This is a genomic window from Amycolatopsis sp. NPDC051045, assembly GCF_040682955.1.
GTDB lineage: Bacteria > Actinomycetota > Actinomycetes > Mycobacteriales > Pseudonocardiaceae > Amycolatopsis.
Genome location: NZ_JBFBCC010000004.1, coordinates 231,183 through 253,363 on the forward strand (window position 1 = coordinate 231,183; position 22,181 = coordinate 253,363).

Consider the following 22,181-nt stretch of genomic DNA (forward strand, 5'->3'; position numbering starts at 1 on the left):
CGTGGTCAGAAGAGCGGGCTGAGCCGTCCGGCGAGGCCGAGGACGACCGGCAGCACGCCCAGGCAGAAGAAGGCGGGCAAGAAACACAGGCCGACCGGCAGGGCGAGCGCCACCCCGGCCCGCTCCGCGCGTTCTTCGGCTTCGGTGGCCAGCTCGTCGCGGAAGCGTCCGGCGAGGTCGCCGGCCACTGTGGCGAACGCCGCGCCCGAACGGGAGGTCCGGATCGCCGCGCCCGCCAGCTCGCCGAGGCCCGGGACGGCCCGCACCGGCGCCCAGGCTTCGTCGGGCCGGGAGCCGAGGGCGAGCAAGCCGGCCGTCGAGCTCAAAGCCGTCCTTGCCGCGGCGGGTGCGGTGCCGGCCACGACGTCCAGAGCCGAAGGAACGGGCAGCCCGGCGTGCAGGCAGGCGGCGAGGAGGTCGAGCGTTCCCGCCAGCCGCAGTTTGGCGGCGATGTCCATGACCGGTGGCCGCGGACGGCGGGTGCGGTGGACCGCCCACCACCCGGTCGCCGTCACGATCGCGCCCACCACCACCCCGGCAACCCCGCCGACCAGCACTGCCGTCGAGACGCCGCCCACTGTCGCCGCGACCTGCGGTAGCGCGCGGTGCCTCGTGCGGACGGGCTCCGGGCCGTCGGCCAGCCGGTCGAAGCGCCGCGCGAAGACGTCGTCCGGCCAGCTGAGCAACGCCGCCGCGAAGAGCAGGAGTGCGACCGCGGTCACCGGATCCGCACCCGTCCGGTCAGGGCCCGGCACCAGGCCGTCCCCGCCCAGAGCAGGACGCACCCGGCGACCAGCAGCACCTGTCCCGGTGTGCTGCCCATCAGCACGGGCAGCGGAGCCGCACCCATGACCTGTCCGAGCAGCACGCACAGCACCGGGAGTCCGGTGAGCACCGCCGCGCTCGCCCGTGGGCCGGCCAGCTTGGCGCGCATCCGGCGGCCGAAGGTCAGGGCGGCTTCGGCGTCGCGGCGGGCCGCGTCGAGGACGTCGGCCATCGGGAGGCCGTGGCGCTTGCCCAACGTCCAGGCCGTGGCCAGGTGTGGCAGGGCTGGTGCGTGCAATTCGGTGTCGAGCCGGACCGCCGTCGCCAAGGCGCGGAGGTCGGCCGCCACGGCCGGGACGGCGTCCGCGGCGGCTTCCGCCGCCGTGACCGGGTGGGCGCCGGATCGGAGCTCGGCCACCATCGTCCGCAACGCGGTCGCGGTGTGCGCGGCCATCGCCAGGTCGGCGGTGGCTCGGCGGTGGGCTCGCCACTCCTGGAGCCACGCCAGGGTCAGCACGCCGGCGGCAATCATGCCGCCGGCTCCCGCGAGCAATCCGGCGAGCACGGCGGGGAGCAACCAGCGGACTACGCGCCACACCTCGGGGATCCGTACGGTCACCGGTGACTCGATCGCGGCCTGGAGCCGGTTCGGCGCGGCAGGCCAGCACGCCAGGGCGGCGCCCACGCACAGCGGGAACCACGGGGTGATCATCGCTGCCTCCTCCGCTCGCGCGGGAAAACGTTCAGCCGCAACGAGATGCTCAGCACGCGATCGCCCCCGACGTCGCGAAGAGGTGCCGGTCGACCGTCCACCGGCCCGCGCGCCACACCGGCACGACCCGGGCACGGCCGTGTTCGGCGCGGAGCACGCCGACCTCGGCGAGGCGCCGGCGGCCGCCCGGCTCGCGCCGCATGTGCAACACCACGCGGATCGCGGCGACGAGCTGGCTGTGCACGGCGTCGCGGCCGAGACCGCCGAGCGCGGCCAGTGCCTCGATCCGGGCGGGCACCTCGGCCGGGGAGTTGGCGTGGACGGTGCAGGCGCCGCCGTCGTGGCCCGTGTTCAGCGCGGTGAGCAGTGCGCCGACCTCGGCCCCGCGGACCTCGCCCACCACCAGCCGGTCGGGACGCATGCGCAGCGCCTGGCGCACGAGCTCGGGCAGACCGACCGCGCCCGCACCCTCCACATTGGCCGGACGGGCGACGAGGCCGACGAACTGCGGGTGCGCGGGCTGCAGCTCGCCGGCGTCCTCGACGCAGACGATCCGCTCGCCCGGGTCGACCGCGCCGAGCATTGCGGCCAGGAGCGTGGTCTTGCCCGCGCCCGTGCCGCCGGTGACGAGGAACGCCATCCGCCGCGAAACGACGGTGCGGAGCAGTTTCGCGCCGCTCTCGTCGAACGCGCCGAGTTCGCCGAGAGCGGCGAGGTCGTGGGTCGCCGGGCGCAGGACGCGGAGGGACAGGCAGGTACCGCCGGCCGCGATGGGCGGGAGGACGGCGTGCATGCGGATCCGGCCGTGAGGGCCGGAGCCGGGCAGCCAGCCGTCCACATAGGGCTGCGCGTCGTCGAGACGCCGGCCCGCCGCGAGGGCGAGGCGCTGGGCCAGCCGGCGGACGGGTTCTTCGCCGGTGAAGCGGATGCCGGTGCGGACGAGGCCGTCGGGGCCGTCCGTCCAGACCTCGTCCGGGCCGGTGACGAGCACGTCGGTGGTCGCCGGGTCGTCGAGGAGCGGGGCCAGCGGGCCGGCGCCGACGAACTCGTCGCGGGCTTGGCGGGCTGCGTCGAGCACCGCGTCGTGGCCGAGGATGCCGCCCGCCTCGGCACGGACGGCGGTCGCGACGGCGACCGGGTCGGCCTGGCGGCGGTCGCCGGCGAGGCGATTGCGGACGCGGTCCACGAAATCGACCGTCACGGGGTCACCTGCCTTGCTCGGAATGGGCAGCTGTGATGCGCGATGACGCCGGGCCAGGTGGCGAGCACACGCCCCTCTCCAGCTGCGATGGCACCGCCGCCACGGCAACCGGGGCCACCTGACGGCAGTCGCCGGCGAGGCGATTGCGGACGCGGTCCACGAAATCGACCGTCACGGGGTCACCTGCCTTGCTCGGAATGGGCAGCTGTGATGCGCGATGACGCCGGGCCAGGTGGCGAGCACACGCCCCTCTCCAGCTGCGATGGCACCGCCGCCACGGCAACCGGGGCCACCTGACGGCAGTCGCCGGCGAGGCGATTGCGGACGCGGTCCACGAAATCGACCGTCACGGGGTCACCTGCCTTGCTCGGAATGGGCGGCCGTGACGCGGGTGCCCGGCGACAGGCACGAGTGCGGCTTCGGCTGTGGTTCGGGGGACTCCAGCAACGTCGAGAAGCTCGCCGCGCTTACCTCGCCGCGGCTTACCAGGAGTACGAGCGTGGGCAGCAGGAGCTCGCCCACTCTGGTCGGGCCGCCCGAGGGGCGGAGGGGGGCGGATGCGGTCATCGGGAGGCCGCCCGGGCTTCGCGGCGGGCCACCGTCAGGACCTGCGACGCCGCCGTCATCAGCGGGCCCCTCGGTTTGGCCGGGAACTCGCCGCGCTCCACCTCGGTCCACAGGCCGCGCTCCGGGTGCATCGATGCCAGCAGCGGCGGGCCGAGAAGCGTGGCCGTCCGGACGGCCGGGCTCTTCGACCGTCCACACACGACCACGCCGAGGCGGGCCGTCAGCTTCGACAACCGGGGCAGCACCCGATTCGCCGCCTGGCACGCGCGGACTTCCAGCGGCACCACCAGCACCACCAGATCGGCCCTCACGGCCACCTCTTCGGCCGGCTCATCGAGACTGCGTGGGAGGTCGCACACCACTGTGCGGCCCGAACGGCGCCCAGCGGAAAGGACCGCCGACAGCGACTCGACCGACGGGCCCTGGCCCTTGGAGCCGCACGCGAGGACGGGGAGGCTGCCGCCGCGGTGCCTTCGCCGCGGAAGGGTTGCGGCCAGCGACGACACCGATACGCGGCCGCTCAGCCGCACGTCCGGCCAGCGTGGTCCGGGCGTCTTTTCCAAACCGAGCAACATATCGAGGCCACCGCCGAGCGGATCGCAGTCCACCAGCAGGGCGCCGCCCGGGTCGCGGTCGGCCGTCAGTGCCAGGGCCGCGGCGAACACGGATGCGCCCGCGCCGCCCCGGCCGCCGACCACGCCGAGCACCAGACCGGGTTCCTCCGCCGGTGTCTCGGCGATGTCGGCGAACGCGCACGCGAGCTCCGACTCCTCGTCGGGCAACGAGATCACGCGCTCGACGCCGACGCGGAACGCGTGCTCCCACGTCGCCGGCCCCGGGCTGCCCTTGCAGACCAGGAGGATTCCGCCACGGCTGGGCAGCGTGGGCGGCAGCCGCGCGGCTTCTTCGTCGAGGATCACCAGAGGCGCACGAGCCCAGTGCCCGCTCGCCGCGGTCAGGTCCGGTGCCCGGTCGAGTTCGCAGCCCGCGATCGCAGCCACGCGCAGTATTTCGTCGAGCACGGTTTCGTCCGCGGCGACCACCAGCGGTCGTTCCCCCGTCATGCGTTCCTCCCCCGTCGTCGGTGCGGGCCGTGGGTGGCCCGGCTTCCACCGTCGCGGGCGGGGGTGGGGCGGCGCAACGGGCCGGGCGGACGGCTGTGGACAACCGGGGTGTTGTGGACAACTGGCGCTCGTGGCCCCGCTCCGGGACCGGTTCCGTCGGTGGGCTGTGGCAGGAGCGCGCCCGCAGTTGCGGCGGAAACGGGTACGGATATCCGCACGCGAAGATTCCGCGAACCGGAATTCAGGCGGCAGCGGAAATCGACGAAGGTAAGCAGAAGGCAAAACGCCGGGAGCGCCCGCGCGAAAACCCGGAATCCGGCCAGCGCAAAGGGATCCGGGAAAAGCAAGCGGAAGGTTAAGAGGGCGGCCCCCGCCAGGGGGGAGGGACGGGGGCCGCCGTGGGTTCAGCCCCGGGGGGTCGGACTGAACCGGCCCGGTTGGACACCGGGCTCCCTCACTGTAACTCCGCCCGACGCCGGTTCGCGCGCCGGGCGAGGCACACAGTTCGGTAACGGCACAGCGCGCCCGAAGTGCCTGCCTGTCATGGATTTTCCGCCCGTCACGGCGCGCCCGTGGTGGATCAACGGGACGGGCCCCGATCAAGCTCCTATCCTGGGCACGTGGCCGAACCGAGCAGCGCGCCGTCGCGCATCCGGAAGCCGGGCCCGGAGCACGCGGTGGCCGCGTTCTTCGACCTGGACAAGACGATCATCGCTTCGTCGAGCGCGCTGGCGTTCAGCAAGCCCCTCCTCAAAGAAGGACTGATCAACCGTCGCGCCGCGTTGCGGAGCGCGTACGCGCAGCTGGTGTTCTCGCTCGCGGGCGCCGACGAGAACAAAACCGAGCGGCTGCGCGCCGAGGTTTCCGCGCTGTGCGCCGGCTGGGACGTCGCCCAGGTTTCGTCGATCGTCCGCGAGACCCTGCACGACGTCGTCGACCCGCTCGTGTACGCGGAGGCGGCCGAGCTGATCGCCCGCCACCGCGCGGACGGGCACGACGTGATCGTGTTGTCGGCGACCGGCGAGGAGGTGGTCGCGCCGGTGGCGGAGATGCTCGGGGCGACCCGGAGCGTCGCCACGCGGATGCAGATCGTCGACGGCCGCTACTCCGGCGAGGTCGACTTCTACTGCTACGGCGCCAACAAAGCCGTCGCCGCGAAGCAGCTCGCCGCGACCCACGGCTACGACCTCGCCGAGTGCTTCGCCTACACCGATTCGAGCACCGACATCCCACTGCTCGAGGTCGTCGGGTACCCGCACGCGGTCAACCCGGACAAGCTCCTGCGGCGCGAGGCACTCGACCGCGGCTGGCCGATCCTGGCCTTCGACCGGCCGATGTCGCTGCGCACCCGGCTCCCGATGCGGTCGGCCGGGATGGTGGCACTCGGCGTCGGCGCGGTGGCCGCCGGCGCGACCTGGTACGGCCTCAGCCGTCGTCGCCGGTCCCGTTAGCCGCGCACTCGCCGTACCGCCGGCACTTTGCGTGGCCCAGCCCCGAATTGTCCGTCGCGCAGGGTGCCGGTGTCACCCGATCCAGCCTCTGTACCGGTGCACCCATCCGCGCACTTGAAGTGACCGGGCTCACGGCGTAGAAAGTAGGTGCGGACGTTCGGTCGGCCAGGGAACAGGTAGAAGAGAAGCCTGTTCCACCCCGGCAAACCTCCGTGCGCGGACTCCGGGTACCCACGCGCAGCGCGCCGCGGGAGGCTCGTCGTCTAGGGACTGCGTAGTGGGACGCCACACGCCGAGTCCATGTAGGTACGACCAGAGTTGCACGCTTGGTCGCCCGAGAAGTTCGCGCTTGCAGGCGGCGCCCGTGGCTTCGGCCACGGGCGCCGCCTCGTCCATGTGGGGGCCCGGGGCATCTCGCGTGACTGGTGGGGCATCTCGCGTGAGCCGGGACGGACATCGCGTGATTGAGGCCGTAACGCGCGTGATTGAAGCCGGGACTCGGTGGCCACCCGTTCGGACCCCTCGGCACCTTGCGAACGGCGACTTTCCTACCGATCCGGGTACGACTGCGCCGTTCGTGCGGTCGGCCGATGGACATCGCCGGATTCGGTGAGTAGCTTCCCGATACTGGCGCCTCCGAGTGGACTTCTCACGTCCCACCGGCGCCCGCGACTTTCTGGGAGGCTGGTCTTGACGACCCGAAATCGGAGGTTCCATGCGCTCGCCCTGCCCGTCGCGGGGGTGCTCGCCCTCACCGGTGTGGGTGTCGCGACCGCGGCGAGCGCACCGCGGGTGAGCGTGGACGCGCAGGCGGAGGCCGCGGCGACACTGGCGCTGCGCGGGCTGACGCTCGAGCAGAAGGTCGGGCAGCTGTTCGTCACCTGGGTGAACGGCAAGACCGCCGACGAGGTCAACCCGAAGAACCGGACCGACTTCGGCGTCGACACCCCGGCTCAGGTGATCCAGAAGTACCACCTCGGCGGGGTCATCTACTTCAACAACGACACGCGCGACAACTTCGACGACCCCGTGCAGGTCGCGAAGCTGTCCAACGGCCTCCAGAAGGCCGCCGTCCTGAGCGGGGCGCACATCCCGCTGCAGATCGCCGCCGACCAGGAGGGCGGCACGGTCACGCGGATGGGCGCGCCGGCCACCGAGTTCCCGAACGCCATGGCCATCTCCGCCGGGCGGGACACGAACCGGGCGACGAAGGCGGCGACCATCCTCGGCCAAGAGCTGCGCGCTGTCGGCATCAACCAGGACTTCGCGCCCGACGCGGACGTCAACTCCAACCCCGTCAACCCGGTCATCGGCGTCCGGTCGTTCTCCGGGCAGCCGGGTTTGGCCAGCGACTTCGTCACCGCCGAGGTCAAGGGCTTCCAGAAGTCCGTGGCGGCGACCGCCAAGCACTTCCCCGGGCACGGCGCCGCGCCGACCGACAGCCACACCGGGCTGCCGCGGATCGACAGCACCGAGGCGCAGTGGCGGGCCACCGACGTGCCGCCGTTCAAGGCCGCGATCGCGGCCGGCGTCGACTCGATCATGAGCGCGCACATCCAGTTCCCCAGCCTCGACCCGTCGCTCGAACCCGCGACGCTGTCGAAGCCGATCATCACCGACCGGCTGCGCGACGAACTGGGCTACAACGGCGTCGTGATCACCGACTCCCTCGAGATGGAGGGCGTGCGCAAGCTGCACAGCGACGCCGAGATCCCGGTGCTCGCGCTCAAAGCGGGCGTCGACCAGCTGCTCATGCCCGTGCACCTCGACCTGGCGATCAACTCGGTGCTCGACGCCGTCAAGTCCGGCGACATCCCGATGCGGCAGATCGACCGGAGCGTGCTGCGCGTGCTCAAGCTGAAGTTCAAGCGCGGCATCCTGTTCTCGCCGTTCGTCGACACCGGCCGCGTCATGAAGACCGTCGGCATCCCGGCGAGCCTCAAGACCGCGCAGGACATCGCCGACCGCGGCATCACGGCCATCGCGAACGACGCCGGTCTCCTGCCCCTGAAGCAGAAGCCCGCGACGACGCTCGTCACCGGCTGGGGCGTCTCCTCGACGGCGACCCTCGCGCAGAAGCTGACCGCCCACGGCACGGCCGCGACGGCCTACCAGACCGGTCAGACCCCGACGGACGCCCAGATCACGCAGGCCGTCGCGAACGCCGGCCACGTCGACCTCGTCGTCGTGCTGACCAACAACATCGCCACCTACCCCCGGCAGACCAAGCTGCTCGACGCCCTGCAAGCCACCGGGAAACCGGTCGTCGCGGTCGCCGCGCAGATCCCGTACGACGCCGGCTACCCGACGACCGTGAAGACCTGGCTGGCCACCTACGGCTACATCACGCCGACCCTGGAGGCGCTGACCAAGGTGCTCCTCGGCGAGACCAAGCCGGTCGGGAAGCTGCCGGTCGACATCCCGGCGTGGGCCGACATGCAGACCGTCAAGTACCCGTTCGGCCACGGGCTGACCTGGTGAACCTCAACCGGCGCCACTTCCTCGGCGCGAGCGCGCTCGCCGTCCCGGCGCTGGCGGGCGGCTCCGCCGTCGCCGGGGCCCAGCCGGAGCAGGCCGGGCAGAACGAGCAGGCCGACAGCCACGGCCGCGTCCTCACCGGCGCGGAGCAACTGGCCGCGCAGGGCTGGCGAACCTTCCAGGGCCGCAAGCTGGGCGTGCTGTCGAACCCGACCGGCGTCCTGCTGAACGGTGACCACATCGTCGACTCGATGGTCGCGGCCGGTGTGAAGCCGGTAGCGGCCTTCGGGCCCGAACACGGCTTCCGCGGCAGCGCGCAGGCCGGCGGATCCGAGGGCGACTACACCGACCCCCGCACCGGCATACCCGTGTACGACGCGTACGGCGTCGACGCGACGAAGCTCGCTTCGCTGTTCACCAAGGCGGGCGTCGACACGGTCGTGTTCGACATCGCCGACGTCGGCGCGCGCTTCTACACCTACATCTGGTCGCTCTACACCGCGATGGTGGCCGCCGCGAAGGTGAACGCGGCCCTCGTCGTGCTCGACCGGCCGAACCCGCTCGGCGGCCGGGCGGCCGGGCCGGTGCTCGACCCGAAGTTCGCTTCCGGGATCGGGCGGAAGCCGATCGCACAGCAACACGGCATGACTGTCGGTGAACTCGCGCGCTTCTTCGCCGAGGAGTTCCTGCCCGGTGAAGGGGTGAAGCTTGCACACCTCGACGTCGTCCGGGTGCGGGGCTGGCAGCGTGACACGCTCTTCGCGCGGACCGGGCTGAACTGGGTGCTGCCGAGCCCGAACATGCCGACGCCGGACACGGCACTCGTCTACCCGGGCACCGGGATGTTCGAAGGCACGGTGTTCTCCGAGGGCCGGGGCACGACCCGGCCGTTCGAGATCATCGGCGCGCCCGGGCTCGATTGGCGCTGGCGCGAGAAGCTCGAGGACCTCGCCCTGCCCGGCGCCCGGTTCCGCGAGACCTACTTCGTGCCCACGTTCGGCAAGTTCGTCAACCAGGCCTGCGGGGGCGTGCAGCTGAGCGTCGGCGACCCCCGGGCCTTCGACGCGATCCGAACCGCGGTCGCCATGCTCGTCACGGCGAAGGCCGTGCACCCGGACGTGTTCGCCTGGCGCCCCGACAACTACATCGACAAGCTGTCGGGGTCCGACCGGCTCCGGACCATGGTCGACGCCGGCGCGGGGGTCGACGAGGTCACCGGGGCCTGGCGGGCCGAGCTGGCCGAGTTCGACCGGAGACGCCGCCACTACCTGCTCTACCGCTGAGGGGGAGACTCATGCGTGCTAGGAAGGTCCTCGTCGCGGCCACCGGAGTGCTGGTCGCGCTGACCACGTTGACCGTGCCGGACTCGGGAGCCAGCGCCATCACCAGCCACGATCCGGCGGCCGGCCGCTTCGACCGGCCGCAGCACGGGTTCGCCCCGGCGTGGACGACGCTGCGCGATGGCCGGCCGGCGGACGTCAACCTCGATCCGGCGCCGATCAAGGCGGCGGAGGACTTCCTGGCGAGCTGGACCAAGCCGGATGCCACCGGGCACCCGCACTTCTCCGGGGCGGTCGGCCTGCTCGCGCACGACGGCGTGGTCGTCGACCGGTACGCGGTCGGCGGCGCGCTGCGGTACGCCGACGCCAAGGGCACCGAGCTGCCCGCGGACCAGCAGGTCCCGATGCGCGACGACACCATCTTCGACATGGCGTCGATCTCGAAGCTGTTCACCTCGATCGCGGTGCTCCAGCTCGCCGACCGCGGGCAGCTCACCATCGACACCCCGGTGAGCCGCTTCTTCCCGGAGTTCGCCGCCGGCGACAAGGCCGCCATCACGGTCAAGATGCTGCTCACGCACGTCTCCGGGTTCGACGCCGACCCGATCCCGTCGCTCTGGGCGGGTTACCCGGACATCCCGTCGCGGCGGCAGGCCGTGCTGGACAGCCCGCTGAAGAACAAGCCGGGGACGACGTACCTCTACTCGGACATCAACCTGCTGACGCTCGGCTTCATCGTCGAGAAGCTGACCGGGCAGTCCCTCGACCAGGTCGTCCACGACCGGATCACCGCTCCCCTCGGCATGGCCGACACCGGCTACAACCCGCCCGCGGCGAAGCTGGGCCGGGTGGCCGCGACGGAGTTCGAGGCGAACCCGCCGCGCGGGATGGTGCGCGGCAGCGTGCACGACGAGAACGCGTGGTCGCTCGGTGGCGTCGCCGGGCACGCCGGGGTGTTCAGCACCGCGAGTGACATGGCCACCCTCGCCCAGGCGATCCTCAACGGCGGCAGCTACCGCGGGCACCGGATCCTGGGCCAGGAGACCGTCCGGCAGATGCTGACGAACTACAACCAGCAGTTCCCGGACGACTCGCACGGTCTCGGCTTCGAGCTCGACCAGCCCTGGTACATGGGCGCGCTGGCGTCGCCGGTCACGGCCGGCCACACCGGTTACACCGGAACGACGCTGGTCATCGACCCCGAGTCGCGCTCGTTCGCCATCCTGCTGACCAACCGGGTGCACCCGACCCGGACCTGGGGCTCGATCAACACCGCTCGCCAGGTGTGGGCGACGTCCCTGGCCAGGGCCATGGCCGTGCGGCCGGTCGCCGGGAAGGACGCCTGGACGAGCACGCTGGGTAATGCCGGCGTCGCTACCCTGAGTACCTGCCCTTTTACCACGCAAAGTGACCAGGCCCGCGTCTCGTTCTCTGCCTTCGTGGACACCGAGGGCAGCAGTGATCCACTTCAGCTGCAGGCCAGCACCGACGGTGTGAACTGGCAACCGGTCACGCTGTCGGTCACGGGCCCGGGCGCACCCTCCGGAACCGTGACGTCGCTCTCCGGACACGGACACCGCGCCTGGTGGAAGGCCGTGGGCACGCTGCCGCAAAGCTCGGCAGTGAGCCTGCGCTGGCGTTACAGCACCGACCCGAGTTACACGGGCCGGGGAGTTTCCGTGGACGGTGTGAAAGTCACCGAGCGCGGCCGATCACTCCTCGACGGTGAACGAAACCCGGCCGCCTTCGTCGCAGAGGGTTGGCAGTTGAGCTCTCGGTGACGGATTCGTTGCCGATTGTCGACCTCAAGGCGGAGTTTACCGTCTCCTTGCCGCTTGCACCGCGACACTAAGTTGCCAAGTCGTTAGCTTGACCTCGTTAACAAGGTCGACCCTGTTGGCGACTTTCTGGTCAACGATTAATCGCAAATCGAGATCCGCAGACACGGACGGGTTGCGATCGTACCGAAGGGTGTGGGTAGCCTTGTCACAAATGCCAACGGTTAGTAACTTTCCGACGATGAGTGATGCCGAATCCGTAGTCGGTACGGCACCGTCCGAGCCCGTATCGGTCCAGACGGCCGTGCGGGACGCGGACTCCAGCCCGCTGGTGCGGATCCGGTCCCTGCTCCCCGGCCTGGCCCGCGCCGAGCAGCGCGTGGCCAAGGTGGTGCTGGAAGATCCCGGACACGTGGCGAGACGCAGCATCACCGAGGTGGCCCTGGCCGCCAACACGAGCGAGACCACCGTGACGCGGTTCTGCAAGGCCGTCGGCGTCGGCGGGTACCCGCAGCTGCGCATCGCACTGGCCGCGGACACCGCCCGCACCGAGGCGCGCACCACGCGCAACCTCGGCGGCGAAATCGGTCCGGACGACGACCTCGCCGCCGTGATCAGCAAGGTCAGCTTCGCTGACGCGCGGGCCGTCGAGGAGACAGCCGAGCAGCTGGAGGTCGCCACGCTCCAGCAGGTGATCGAGGCCGTCGCGGGCGCCGGCCGCGTGGACGTCTACGGCGTGGGCGCCAGCGCGTTCGTCGCCGCCGACCTGCAGCAGAAGCTGCACCGCATCGGCCGCGTGTGCTTCGCGTGGTCGGACACGCACATCATGCTCACCTCGGCCGCGGTGCTGAGCCCCGGTGACGTCGCGATCGGCGTCTCGCACACCGGAGCGACCACCGACACCGTCGAGGCGCTGCGCGTGGCACGCGAGCACGGCGCGATCACCATCGCCGTGACGAACTTCCCCCGCTCCCCGATCACCGAGGTCTCCGACCACGTTTTGACGACCGCGGCCCGGGAAACCACCTTCCGTTCGGGCGCCACGGCCAGCCGCATCGCCCAGCTCACCGTCATCGACTGCCTGTTCATCGGGGTCGCGCAGCGGCACATGGACGCCTCGGTCAACGCACTGGACGCGACGAGGGACGCAGTCGGATCGCACCGCTTGGGGGTCAGGCCGGACGGTCGTCGCCGTCCTCGGGAAACCGGCAAGTGACCGGAGAAAATGTGAGGCGCATGATGACCGTCCCCGTGCAGGCGGTGCACGTCGATTCGCCGACCGAAACCCGCAATCCCCGCACCAAGGACATCGACCTGATGTCCACCGCGGGGATCCTGGGCGCGATCAACGCCGAGGACCGCACGGTCCCCGGTGCCGTCGCCGCGGTGCTGCCCCAGGTGGCACGCGCGGTGGACTACGCGGTGGACGCCCTGCGGTCCGGGGGCCGGGTGCACTACGTCGGCGCGGGCACGTCCGGGCGGCTGGCCACCCTGGACGCGGCCGAGCTGGTGCCGACGTTCAACGTGCCGGGCGACTGGTTCATCGCGCACCACGCCGGCGGCGAGCGCGCGCTGCGCCAGGCCGTCGAAAACGCGGAGGACGACTCGTCGGCGGGCGCCGCCGAGATGGCCGCGATGGTGCAACCGGGCGACTTCGTGCTCGGGCTGACGGCGTCGGGCAGGACGCCGTACGTGCTGGGTGCGCTGGCCGCGGCGTCGCGCAAGGGCGCCCGGACGGGGCTGGTCTCGGGCAACGCCAAGGCCGCGAAACCCGCCGGGGTGGACGTGCTCATCGCCGTCGACACCGGCCCGGAGGCGATCGCCGGCTCGACCCGGATGAAGGCGGGCACGGCGCAGAAGATGATCCTCACGTCGTTCTCCACCGCGACGATGATCAAGCTGGGCCGGACCTACTCCAACCTGATGGTGAGCATGCGGGCCACCAACGCGAAGCTGCGCGGCCGCACCATCCGGATCCTGCAGGAGGCCACCGGCATGACGATGGCGGACTGCTCGGACGCGCTCACCGAGGCCGGGGGCGACCTGAAGGTGGCGCTGGTGCACCTGCTGTCCGGGGAAGACGTCAAGAGCGCGGCGAAGGCGCTGCACGCGTCGGGCGGGCACGTGCGCAAGGCACTGGACCTGGTGCGGGCGCGCGCGAGCTAGAACTTTATCTGTTCATCTGCCTAACCTCTCAGATGAGAGGAAGGGCGGGTGGGCGATGGCGGGCACTACGGAGGACTCGCGGCGCGGGCTGTCGCGTCGCGAGTGGGTGTCGGTCGGCGGGATGGCCGGGTTCATCCTGCTGCTGAACGTCGTGGGCTGGGGCGTGCTGGCCGCGTTCGTCGCGCCGCGGCACTACGCGCTGGGCACGTCCGGCGTGTTCGGCATCGGGCTCGGGGTCACGGCGTTCACGCTCGGCATGCGGCACGCGTTCGACGCCGACCACATCGCCGCGATCGACAACACCACCCGCAAGCTGATGGCGGACGGCCGGCGGCCGCTGTCGGTCGGGTTCTGGTTCTCGCTCGGGCACTCGACGATCGTCTTCGCGCTGTGCCTGCTGCTCTCCCTCGGCGTCCGCGCGCTGGCCGGGCAGGTCGAGGACGATTCGTCGGCGTTGCACGAAGCCACCGGCCTCATCGGGACGTCGGTGTCCGGGGTGTTCCTGTACGTGATCGCGATCCTGAACCTGGTCGTGCTCGTCGGGATCCTGCGCGTGTTCCGGCGGATGCGCCGCGGCGACTTCGACGAAGCCGCGCTCGAACGCCAGCTGGACAACCGCGGCGTGCTGAACCGGTTGCTGCGCGGCGCGACGAAGGCCGTGCGCAAGCCGTGGCACATCTACCCGGTCGGGCTGCTGTTCGGGCTGGGCTTCGACACCGCGACCGAGATCGGGCTGCTCGTGCTGGCCGCGGGCGCCGCGACGTTCGCGCTGCCGTGGTACGCGATCCTCGTGCTGCCGATCCTGTTCGCCGCCGGCATGACCCTGTTCGACACCGTGGACGGCTGCTTCATGAACTTCGCCTACGGCTGGGCGTTCGCGAAGCCGGTGCGGAAGATCTTCTACAACATCACGGTGACCGCGCTGTCGGTCGCGGTGGCGCTGCTCATCGGCACCATCGAGCTGGTGTCGATCCTCGCCGAGAAACTGGCCATCACTTCGGGCCCGCTGGCCGCGATCGCTTCGGTGAACCTGGACTACGTCGGCTTCGGGATCGTCGGGTTGTTCGTGCTGACGTGGGTCGTCGCGCTGGCGGTGTGGCGGTTCGGGCGGATCGAAGAGAAGTGGTCGGCGAAGCTCACCGGTTAGGAAGCCGCGTCCGAAATGCTCTTCGCTTCGCGTGCACCGGCTTCGAACGCTTCGCAGCAGAAGAGCAGCCACGCGCGTACGCCTTCCGATGTGCCGCTCGCGAACCCCTCCGCCGTCTCGAGGTAGCGCGGGACCCGGCGGAAGTACGCGACCTCCGGCACGGTCAGCGCCTTCGGGTCGAGGCCCGTCGCGACCATCGTCAGCCGGGCGGCCGCGCGCGCGACGACGCCGTCCGCGCTGCCGAACGGCTTGAGCGCCAGCAGTTCCCCGTGCACGACTGCCGTCAGTACCGGGCCCGGCACCGACGTCGCCCCGGTCACCAGCTGGGCGAGCAGTTCGAGCCGGCCGCCGCCGGAATGCGGGCGGCCCAGCGCATCCGCGTCGTCGACGAGGTCGGCCGCGGCCAGGACGTGCAGCCGCGCCAGCGCCTGCATCGGCGCCCGGCGCCAGGTCGGCAGCAGCGATTCCAGGGTCTCCGCGACGCGCAGCGCGCCGGCGAGGACGGGGTCGTCGACCGCGCCGTCGGCGGGCAGTTCGGGGTTCGCTCCCTCGATGCCTGCGGACGCGCGGGCGGACCGCACCGACGCCTCCGCCGCCGTCGCCGCGCCGCCGCGGAGGTTGGCCGGCAAGCGGTGCACCGCGAAGATGGCGTCCTGGGCGGACTTCGCCGCCGCCGCGACGCCTTCGAGGTCGAGCAAGGGCTTAAGCGGATCACTCATGCGTCGAGCACCTGTCCTTCACGCTGGACCACGGGCGGCCGCACCGACCACGGGAAGTTGATCCACTTGCCGGTGCGCCGCCAGACGTACTCGCACTTCACCGTCGAGTGCGGCTTCTCGTAGATGACGGCCGAACGCACCTCGGCGACGTGGTCGAGGCAGTAGTCGCGGACCAGCTTGAGGGTGGCGCCGGTGTCGGCGACGTCGTCGGCGATCAGCACCTTCTTGCTCGTGAGGTCGACGACGTTCGGCACCGGCGGCAGCATCACCGGCAGGTCGAGGCGCTGGTCGACGCCGGTGTAGAACTCGACGTTCATCACGTGCAGGTTCTTCACGTCGAGCGCGTAGCCGAGCGCACCGGCGACGAACAGGCCGCCGCGCGCGATCGAGAGGATGAGGTCCGGCACGAAGCCGTCGTCGGCGATGGTGTGAGCCAGTTCACGGCTCGCCGTGCCGAACAGCTCCCAGCTCAGCTCTTCCCGCTCTTCGGCCATCGAGCCCGCCCTTCGTCGTGGTCAGCCGAGCATAGGCAACCCGGAAGTGGACTCTGAAAATGATTAGAAATTGGCTATCCGGAGCGGCCACTGACCGAACTACCGTGAACCCGTGAGCGACTGGACCACGCAACCGACCCTCTCCGGCGAACACGTCCGCCTGGAGCCGTTGACGCCCGAGCACGCCAAGGGCCTGCTGGAGGCCGGCTCCGACCCCGGCATCTGGGCGTGGCTGAGCCATCGGCAGCCCACGGACCTGGCGGCCGCCGAGGGGATGGTCGAGCAGGCGATCGCCGACCCCGACCGGCGGCCGTTCGCGCAGATCGACGTCACCTGCGGCCGCGTCGCCGGGACGACGTCGTACTACCAGGTCGTCGAGAAGCACCGGATCCTGTCCATCGGCCACACCTGGATCGGCGCGGACTGGCAGCGCACCGGGCTGAACACGGAGTCGAAGCTGCTCCTGCTCACCTACGCGTTCGAAACCCTTGACGCGCAACGAGTCGGCTGGGAGACCGACATCCGCAACCTCCGCTCGCAGCGCGCCATCGAACGGCTTGGCGCGCTTCGCGAAGGCGTGCTGCGCGCGCACCGGATCCGGCCGGACGGCTCGTCGCGCGACACCGTCACCTACTCGATGCTGGCGCCGGAGTGGCCCGCCGCGAAGGCCCGGCTGAACGAACGCTTAGTCACCGCGGCTCGCCTGCCACGGTGAACGCCAGGGGCAACGTGGGTGCAACCTTTTACAAGGCGGACTAACGTCGCTAGCGTGCCGCTAGCCGTCGTTTCGGCGCACTACAGGAGGCCTTGCAACCATGACCGAGCAGTCCCCAGCACTGGACAACCTGCTCACCGAGAGCCGCACCTTTCCGCCCAGCGACGAATTCGCTGGCCAGGCCAACGCGAAGGCCGACCTCTACGCCGAGGCGGACGCCGATCGCGAAGCGTTCTGGGCGAAGCAGGCCGAGCGGCTCACGTGGGACACGAAGTGGACCACGGTACTGGACTGGACCAATGCGCCGTTCGCGAAGTGGTTCGTCGGCGGCAAGCTGAACGTCGCCTACAACTGCGTCGACCGGCACGTCGAGTCCGGCCACGGCGACCAGGTCGCGATCCACTGGGTCGGCGAGCCGGGTGACACCCGGGACATCACCTACGCCGAGCTGAAGACCGAGGTTTCCAAGGCCGCCAACGCACTCGCGTCGCTGGGCGTCACCGCCGGCGACGTCGTGGCGATCCAGCTGCAGATGGTCCCCGAGGCCATCTTCGCGATGCTCGCGTGCGCGCGGATCGGCGCGTTGCACAGCGTCGTCTTCGGCGGCTTCTCCCCCACGGCGCTGCGGGCCCGCGTCGACGACGCCGCCGCGAAGCTCGTGATCACCTCCGACGGCCAGTTCCGCCGCGGCAAGGCCGCGCCGATGAAGGCCAATGTCGACGAAGCGCTCGAAGGCGCCGAAACCGTCGAGAAGGTCATCGTCGTCAAGCGCACGGGCGACCAGCTCGAGGGCGAGGTGCCGTGGACCGAGGGCCGCGACCTCTGGTGGCACGAGCTCGTCGGCGGACAGTCCGAAGAGCACACTCCCGAAGCTTTCGACAGCGAACACCCGCTGTTCATCCTCTACACCTCCGGTACGACCGGGAAGCCGAAGGGCATCCTGCACACCTCCGGCGGCTTCCTGACGCAGACGGCGTACACGCACCACAACGTCTTCGACCACAAGGCCGGCGAGGACGTCTACTGGTGCACCGCGGACATCGGCTGGATCACCGGCCACAGCTACATCGTCTACGGCCCGCTCGCCAACCGCGTCACGCAGGTCGTCTACGAAGGCACGCCGAACACCCCGCACGAGGGGCGGCACTGGGAGATCATCCAGAAGTACAAGGTCTCCATCTACTACACGGCGCCGACCCTGATCCGCACCTTCATGAAGTGGGGCGCGGAAATCCCCGAGAAGTACGACCTGTCGTCGCTGCGGGTGCTGGGCTCGGTCGGCGAGCCGATCAACCCCGAGGCGTGGATCTGGTACCGCGAGACCATCGGCGCGGGCAAGGCACCGATCGTCGACACGTGGTGGCAGACCGAGACCGGCGCGATCATGATCTCGCCGCTGCCGGGCGTCACCGCCGCCAAGCCGGGCTCGGCGCAGAAGGCGCTGCCGGGCATCTCCGCGAAGGTCGTCGACGACCAGGGCAACGAGGTCGGCCCGGGCGGTGGCGGGTACCTGGTGCTCGACCAGCCGTGGCCGTCGATGCTGCGCGGCATCTGGGGCGACGAGGAGCGCTACCGGGAGACGTACTGGTCGCGCTTCAGGGACCAGGGCTTCTACTTCGCCGGCGACGGCGCGAAGTACGACAACGACGGTGACGTCTGGCTGCTGGGCCGCGTCGACGACGTGATGAACGTGTCCGGGCACCGCATCTCGACGACCGAGGTCGAGTCGGCGCTGGTCTCGCACCCGACGGTGGCCGAGGCCGCGGTCGTCGGCGCGACCGACCCGACGACCGGCCAGGGCATCGTCGCGTTCGTCATCCTGCGCGGCAACGCGGTCGACGGTGGCGAAGAGGCCATCCAGGCGCTGCGCAACCACGTCGCCAAGGAGATCGGGCCGATCGCGAAGCCGCGGCAGATCATGGTCGTGCCGGAGCTGCCGAAGACGCGTTCGGGCAAGATCATGCGCCGCCTGCTGCGCGACGTTGCGGAAAACCGGCAGGTCGGCGACGTCACCACGCTGGCCGACTCGTCGGTGATGGACCTGATCTCGTCGGGCCTGAAGTCGGGCAAGTCGGAGGAGTGAGCTAGCGTTCTCCCCGTCAGAGCCCTTCCGGCTTCGCGCCGGGAGGGCTCTGTCATGGAACCCCCGAGCGGCGCTCGTCGAACGCATGTTCTACACTGTGCCGCGAACCACACCCACTTCCCGGGCAAGGAGACGACACGACGATGACCGTGGATGTCCTGACGCACGACGAGGAAACAACCGAGGCCCCGGCTCCCGAGGCTCCGGCTGTTGCCACCGACGAGGCGGCCGTCACCGAGTCGGCGTCCCCCTCGGAGGGCGAAGCCTCGCCCGCCGAGGAAGAGGCCCCCAAGCCGAAGCGCGGCCGCCCGAAGGGTGCGGCGTCGGCGTCGACGGCGAAGAAGACCCGCACGGTCGAGCTGATCCTGACCGTCACCGGCACCGCCGACGGCGAGTGGCAGGCCGAGCTCAAGAACGGCAGCAAGTGGGTCGCGAAGGGCCTGGAGATCCCCGCCGCCGCGGTGTCGCGCGCGGCGAAGGAGCTGCACTCCGACCTGTCGGGCCCGATCGACGAGGTGATCAACCAGGCCCGCGAGGCGCAGGCCGCGAAGGTCGCCGCGCTCGAGGCTGAGCTCGAGAAGGCCAAGCAGGCCCTCGCCGAGCTGGACGCCTGACTTTCTTCGAAGGGAACGCCCGGGACCCGCTGAGCGGGGCCGGGCGTTTCCGCTTTTCCGGGTCGGCTCGCGTGCTTGGGGGGTCGACCCGGGCTCAGGCGATCGGCGGGCGGCCCGGCAGGGGTGACTTGAATTCCACCCACATGGCGTCCGTCAGTGCCTCGACGTGGTGGGCCACCCCGTGTGGGTGCAGCACCGAGTCCCCCGGCTCCAGCACGGCCTCGACGCCGTCGACTGCTCCGCGCAGCCGGCCGGACAGGACGTAGACGATGCTGTCGTGGTCGTGCGCGTGGGTCGGCGACGCCACCCCCGCCGGGTAGTGGATCAGGTACGCCAGGCCGCTCTCGGCCGTCTCCAGCAGCCGGAACCGGCCTTCGCCGCCTTGGAGCGGTAGGCCCTCGACCGTGACCAGCGGCTGCCACACTTGCTCGTCCATGTCGGCCATGATGACCCAGGACGGCTGAGAGTCCACACAGGACCGGCTTAGGTAAGGCATGTGTTAATTAGGCCGACCTGACCGGAATCCCGGCTCTCGCCACGATTCTCCGTTCGTGTTTCACTTGTCCGGTGACCGAAACTGCCGTGGAGCACGCCCACGAACCGCACCAGGGTGTGGGCGGGAAGCTGAACTGGCTGCGGGCCGGGGTGCTCGGGGCGAACGACGGGATCGTGTCCGTCGCCGGCATCGTCGTCGGGGTCGCCGGGGCGACCACGGATACCACGACGATCATGACCGCCGGGATCGCCGGGCTCGTCGCCGGCGCCTTTTCCATGGCCGGCGGGGAATACGTCTCCGTGAGCACCCAGCGCGACACCGAGCAGGCCTTGCTCCAGCTCGAAAAGCAGGAGCTCAAGACGATGCCGGAGGCCGAGGAGCGCGAGCTCGCCGAGATCTACGAAGAAAAGGGCCTGTCGCCGGAGCTGGCGAGCCGGGTCGCCCGTGAACTGACCGAAAAGGACGCCCTGCAGGCGCACGCGGAGGCCGAGCTCGGCATCGACCCGGACAACCTGACCAGCCCGTGGCAGGCCGCCTGGGCGTCGCTGGTCGCGTTCTCGGTCGGCGCGCTGCTGCCGATCCTCTCCATCGCCTGGGCCGGCGTCTCGCTGCGCGTCTGGGCGTGCGCCGCCGCGGTCGTCGTCGGCCTCACGCTGACCGGGTGGGTCAGCGCGAGGCTCGGCGACGCGAACGTGGGGCGCGCGATCGTCCGCAACGTCGGCGTCGGCGCCCTCACCATGGTCGTGACCTACTTCGTCGGGGTGATCTTCGGCGTCACCGTGGGCTAGCCCGAGGCACTCTTCCCCGCCGAGGGCGCATCAGCTCAGTGAACGCCCTTCATCAGCTTGCGGATGAACGGCGACGCCGCCAGGAGCAGCACCCCGATGCCGATGGCGATCCCGCCGACCGTGCCGAAGTACGGCGCCTCGTCGTCGACCGAGTAGTACTCGGCCAGCTTGCCGGACATGGCCGTGCCCAGGGAGATCGACAGGAAGTTCAGCGCCACCATCTGGGTCCGGAACGCCTCGGGGGCGAGCTTCGTCGACAGGGACAGCCCGACCGGCGAGAGGCACAGCTCGGCGATCGTGAAGACGAACAGGATGCCGACCATCGCGAGCAGCGGGCTCGCGTTCTTGCCGCTGCCCACCATCGGCAGGAACAGCAGGAACGCCGCCCCCATGAGCACCGTGCCGAGCACGAACTTCATCGGCGTCGACGGCTGGCGCTCGCCCAGCTTGGTCCACAGCACCGCCAGCAGCGGCGCGAACACGATGATGAACACCGGGTTGATCGAGTTCACCCACGACACCGGCATCTGCCAGCCGAACAGGTCCCGGTTCAGCCGCTGGTCGGTGTAGGCGGAGACGACCGTGAACTGCTGCTGGTAGAGCGAGAAGAAGGCCGCGCTGGCGATGAACATCGGGATGAAGGAGAACACCCGGCTGCGCTCGACCCCGGTGATCTTGCTGCTGGTCAGGATGACGAGGAAGTAGCTCACCGAGATCACGGCGACCACCCACACCACGACGTCGGCGAGGTTGCCCGGGTGGACGACCCCGGTCAGCACCAGGGCCACGATCGCGGCGACCAGCACGACGGCGGCCCCGACGGCCAGTAGCCGCCGCGACGCCGGCAGCGGGTTCGGCACCTCCTTGGCCTTCTCCCCGAGGTTCTTGCGGCCCAGCGTGTACTGGATCAGGCCGAGCGCCATGCCGATCGCGGCGAGGCCGAAGCCGAGGTGGAAGCCGATCTCGGTCTGTGCGAGCCCGGTCAGCAGCGGACCGACGAAGGCGCCGAGGTTGACACCCATGTAGAAGATCGTGAAGCCGGCGTCGCGCCGCTCGTCGCCTTCGGCGTAGAGCGTGCCGACGATCGCCGTCGCGTTCGACTTCAGCCCGCCGCTGCCGAGCGCGACGCACACCAGACCGACGCCGATGCCGGTCAGCCCCGGCAACAGCGCCAGGCTGATGTGGCCGATCATGATCAGGACGGCGCTGTAGAACAGCGTCCGTTCCGAGCCCAGCAGCCGGTCGGCCACCCACGCCCCGACGACGGCGGAGAGGTACACCAGCCCGCCGTACGCGCCGACGATGCCGAGCGCGGACTCCTGCGGCAGGCCCAGGCCGCCCTGGTCAGCCCGGTAGTAGAGGTAGATGGGGAGGATGCCGAGCATCCCGTAGAAGGAGAAGCGCTCCCACATCTCGACGCCGAAGAGGTTCGCCAGTCCTCGTGGGTGCCCGAAGAACCTCGTGTCCTGCTGGACCTCGGTTGAGGTGCTCACAACTGTCGCTTCCTTTGTCGAGGGACTTCGTTGTCGATTGGCATGCTATGAGCCCACCGCGTGACCCACCACCGCCACGAGGTGTGGTGGCGATCATGACAGTCTGTGACAAAGAGCCGGTAAACTGGCTGCAAGGTGCGCCGGGAAGTCTGGTCGGCAACAGTGATCAG

General features: G+C 70.5%; 19 protein-coding genes. 11 read left to right on the top strand and 8 right to left on the bottom strand.

All coding sequences use genetic code 11. From position 1 onward, the window contains the following. Nucleotides 1–5: 5 nt before the first annotated feature. From AB0M80_RS12190 to ssd, 4 genes are all read right to left on the bottom strand, one after another. The gene (locus AB0M80_RS12190; RefSeq protein ID WP_364562634.1) at nucleotides 6–722 is read right to left on the bottom strand and encodes a type II secretion system F family protein; all 717 of its coding nucleotides are present in this window, start codon (nucleotides 720–722) and stop codon (nucleotides 6–8) included. Then, nucleotides 719–1,477, bottom strand: coding sequence for a type II secretion system protein (locus tag AB0M80_RS12195; protein ID WP_364562637.1), 759 nt, complete (start codon nucleotides 1,475–1,477; stop codon nucleotides 719–721). Before AB0M80_RS12195 ends, AB0M80_RS12190 begins: the two co-directional genes overlap by 4 nt. A gap of 49 nt (nucleotides 1,478–1,526) precedes the next feature. Next, on the bottom strand, nucleotides 1,527–2,678 hold the full coding sequence (locus tag AB0M80_RS12200) for a TadA family conjugal transfer-associated ATPase (protein WP_364562639.1): 1,152 nt from the start codon (nucleotides 2,676–2,678) through the stop codon (nucleotides 1,527–1,529). A 563-nt stretch (nucleotides 2,679–3,241) separates the two neighbouring features. Next, entirely contained in the window at nucleotides 3,242–4,309 is a 1,068-nt protein-coding gene (gene ssd, locus AB0M80_RS12205; protein ID WP_364562642.1) for a septum site-determining protein Ssd, read from the bottom strand. A gap of 620 nt (nucleotides 4,310–4,929) precedes the next feature. On the opposite strand from ssd, the gene AB0M80_RS12210 reads away from it, so the two are divergent. The 7 genes from AB0M80_RS12210 (at nucleotide 4,930) to AB0M80_RS12240 (ending at nucleotide 14,609) form a co-directional block, all read left to right on the top strand. After that, a complete protein-coding gene (locus AB0M80_RS12210; protein WP_364562645.1) occupies nucleotides 4,930–5,760 on the top strand; it encodes an HAD family hydrolase in 831 nt (276 codons plus the stop codon). A gap of 741 nt (nucleotides 5,761–6,501) precedes the next feature. Continuing rightward, nucleotides 6,502–8,241 (top strand): glycoside hydrolase family 3 N-terminal domain-containing protein, encoded by a 1,740-nt coding sequence (locus tag AB0M80_RS12215; RefSeq protein ID WP_364563644.1) that lies wholly within the window; start codon nucleotides 6,502–6,504, stop codon nucleotides 8,239–8,241. Beyond that, nucleotides 8,238–9,521 (top strand): DUF1343 domain-containing protein, encoded by a 1,284-nt coding sequence (locus tag AB0M80_RS12220; RefSeq protein WP_364562648.1) that lies wholly within the window; start codon nucleotides 8,238–8,240, stop codon nucleotides 9,519–9,521. The genes AB0M80_RS12215 and AB0M80_RS12220 overlap by 4 nt, the downstream gene beginning before the upstream one ends. Nucleotides 9,522–9,532: 11 nt before the next feature. After that, on the top strand, nucleotides 9,533–11,299 hold the full coding sequence (locus AB0M80_RS12225; RefSeq protein ID WP_364562651.1) for a serine hydrolase domain-containing protein: 1,767 nt from the start codon (nucleotides 9,533–9,535) through the stop codon (nucleotides 11,297–11,299). Between the two features lie 238 nt (nucleotides 11,300–11,537). Beyond that, nucleotides 11,538–12,512: a MurR/RpiR family transcriptional regulator gene (locus AB0M80_RS12230; RefSeq protein WP_364562654.1), complete on the top strand. Its 975-nt coding sequence runs from the start codon at nucleotides 11,538–11,540 to the stop codon at nucleotides 12,510–12,512. A 20-nt stretch (nucleotides 12,513–12,532) separates the two neighbouring features. Further along, the gene (locus tag AB0M80_RS12235) at nucleotides 12,533–13,462 is read left to right on the top strand and encodes an N-acetylmuramic acid 6-phosphate etherase (protein WP_364562657.1); all 930 of its coding nucleotides are present in this window, start codon (nucleotides 12,533–12,535) and stop codon (nucleotides 13,460–13,462) included. A 55-nt stretch (nucleotides 13,463–13,517) separates the two neighbouring features. Continuing rightward, nucleotides 13,518–14,609: a HoxN/HupN/NixA family nickel/cobalt transporter gene (locus AB0M80_RS12240; RefSeq protein WP_364562660.1), complete on the top strand. Its 1,092-nt coding sequence runs from the start codon at nucleotides 13,518–13,520 to the stop codon at nucleotides 14,607–14,609. Here AB0M80_RS12240 and AB0M80_RS12245 read toward each other — a convergent pair. Then, a complete protein-coding gene (locus AB0M80_RS12245) occupies nucleotides 14,606–15,328 on the bottom strand; it encodes an oxidoreductase (RefSeq protein WP_364562663.1) in 723 nt (240 codons plus the stop codon). The genes AB0M80_RS12240 and AB0M80_RS12245 overlap by 4 nt on opposite strands. Further along, a complete protein-coding gene (locus AB0M80_RS12250) occupies nucleotides 15,325–15,822 on the bottom strand; it encodes a phosphoribosyltransferase (RefSeq protein WP_364562666.1) in 498 nt (165 codons plus the stop codon). Before AB0M80_RS12250 ends, AB0M80_RS12245 begins: the two co-directional genes overlap by 4 nt. 112 nt (nucleotides 15,823–15,934) lie before the next feature. Between AB0M80_RS12250 and AB0M80_RS12255 the strand changes: the two genes are divergently transcribed. From AB0M80_RS12255 to AB0M80_RS12265, 3 genes are all read left to right on the top strand, one after another. Continuing rightward, the gene (locus AB0M80_RS12255) at nucleotides 15,935–16,537 is read left to right on the top strand and encodes a GNAT family protein (RefSeq protein ID WP_364562668.1); all 603 of its coding nucleotides are present in this window, start codon (nucleotides 15,935–15,937) and stop codon (nucleotides 16,535–16,537) included. A gap of 100 nt (nucleotides 16,538–16,637) precedes the next feature. Then, nucleotides 16,638–18,620, top strand: a complete 1,983-nt coding sequence (gene acs, locus AB0M80_RS12260) for an acetate--CoA ligase (RefSeq protein WP_364562671.1) — start codon at nucleotides 16,638–16,640, stop codon at nucleotides 18,618–18,620. A 143-nt stretch (nucleotides 18,621–18,763) separates the two neighbouring features. Further along, nucleotides 18,764–19,234 carry a DUF6319 family protein gene (locus AB0M80_RS12265; RefSeq protein WP_364562673.1) on the top strand — a complete coding sequence of 157 codons (471 nt, stop codon included), beginning with the start codon at nucleotides 18,764–18,766 and terminating at the stop codon, nucleotides 19,232–19,234. 94 nt (nucleotides 19,235–19,328) lie between these two features. On the opposite strand, the gene AB0M80_RS12270 is transcribed toward AB0M80_RS12265, so the two are convergent. Continuing rightward, nucleotides 19,329–19,670 (bottom strand): cupin domain-containing protein, encoded by a 342-nt coding sequence (locus AB0M80_RS12270; protein ID WP_364562675.1) that lies wholly within the window; start codon nucleotides 19,668–19,670, stop codon nucleotides 19,329–19,331. Between the two features lie 131 nt (nucleotides 19,671–19,801). Here AB0M80_RS12270 and AB0M80_RS12275 point away from each other — a divergent pair, with 131 nt between their 5' ends. Further along, the gene (locus AB0M80_RS12275; RefSeq protein ID WP_364562678.1) at nucleotides 19,802–20,518 is read left to right on the top strand and encodes a VIT family protein; all 717 of its coding nucleotides are present in this window, start codon (nucleotides 19,802–19,804) and stop codon (nucleotides 20,516–20,518) included. Between the two features lie 35 nt (nucleotides 20,519–20,553). Here the strand turns inward: AB0M80_RS12275 and AB0M80_RS12280 are convergent, their stop codons facing one another. Next, entirely contained in the window at nucleotides 20,554–22,011 is a 1,458-nt protein-coding gene (locus AB0M80_RS12280) for a peptide MFS transporter (protein ID WP_364562681.1), read from the bottom strand. Nucleotides 22,012–22,181 lie beyond the last annotated feature (170 nt).

Bases quoted from the DNA above. Each gene is read 5' to 3' on its own strand.
- acs (WP_364562671.1), top strand. From the start codon at position 16,638: ATGACCGAGCAGTCCCCAGCACTGGACAACCTGCTCACCGAGAGCCGC.
- AB0M80_RS12230 (WP_364562654.1), top strand. From the start codon at position 11,538: ATGAGTGATGCCGAATCCGTAGTCGGTACGGCACCGTCCGAGCCCGTA.
- AB0M80_RS12270 (WP_364562675.1), bottom strand. From the start codon at position 19,670: ATGGACGAGCAAGTGTGGCAGCCGCTGGTCACGGTCGAGGGCCTACCG.
- ssd (WP_364562642.1), bottom strand. From the start codon at position 4,309: ATGACGGGGGAACGACCGCTGGTGGTCGCCGCGGACGAAACCGTGCTC.
- AB0M80_RS12235 (WP_364562657.1), top strand. From the start codon at position 12,533: ATGATGACCGTCCCCGTGCAGGCGGTGCACGTCGATTCGCCGACCGAA.
- AB0M80_RS12250 (WP_364562666.1), bottom strand. From the start codon at position 15,822: ATGGCCGAAGAGCGGGAAGAGCTGAGCTGGGAGCTGTTCGGCACGGCG.
- AB0M80_RS12225 (WP_364562651.1), top strand. From the start codon at position 9,533: ATGCGTGCTAGGAAGGTCCTCGTCGCGGCCACCGGAGTGCTGGTCGCG.
- AB0M80_RS12240 (WP_364562660.1), top strand. From the start codon at position 13,518: ATGGCGGGCACTACGGAGGACTCGCGGCGCGGGCTGTCGCGTCGCGAG.
- AB0M80_RS12265 (WP_364562673.1), top strand. From the start codon at position 18,764: ATGACCGTGGATGTCCTGACGCACGACGAGGAAACAACCGAGGCCCCG.
- AB0M80_RS12245 (WP_364562663.1), bottom strand. From the start codon at position 15,328: ATGAGTGATCCGCTTAAGCCCTTGCTCGACCTCGAAGGCGTCGCGGCG.
- AB0M80_RS12195 (WP_364562637.1), bottom strand. From the start codon at position 1,477: ATGATCACCCCGTGGTTCCCGCTGTGCGTGGGCGCCGCCCTGGCGTGC.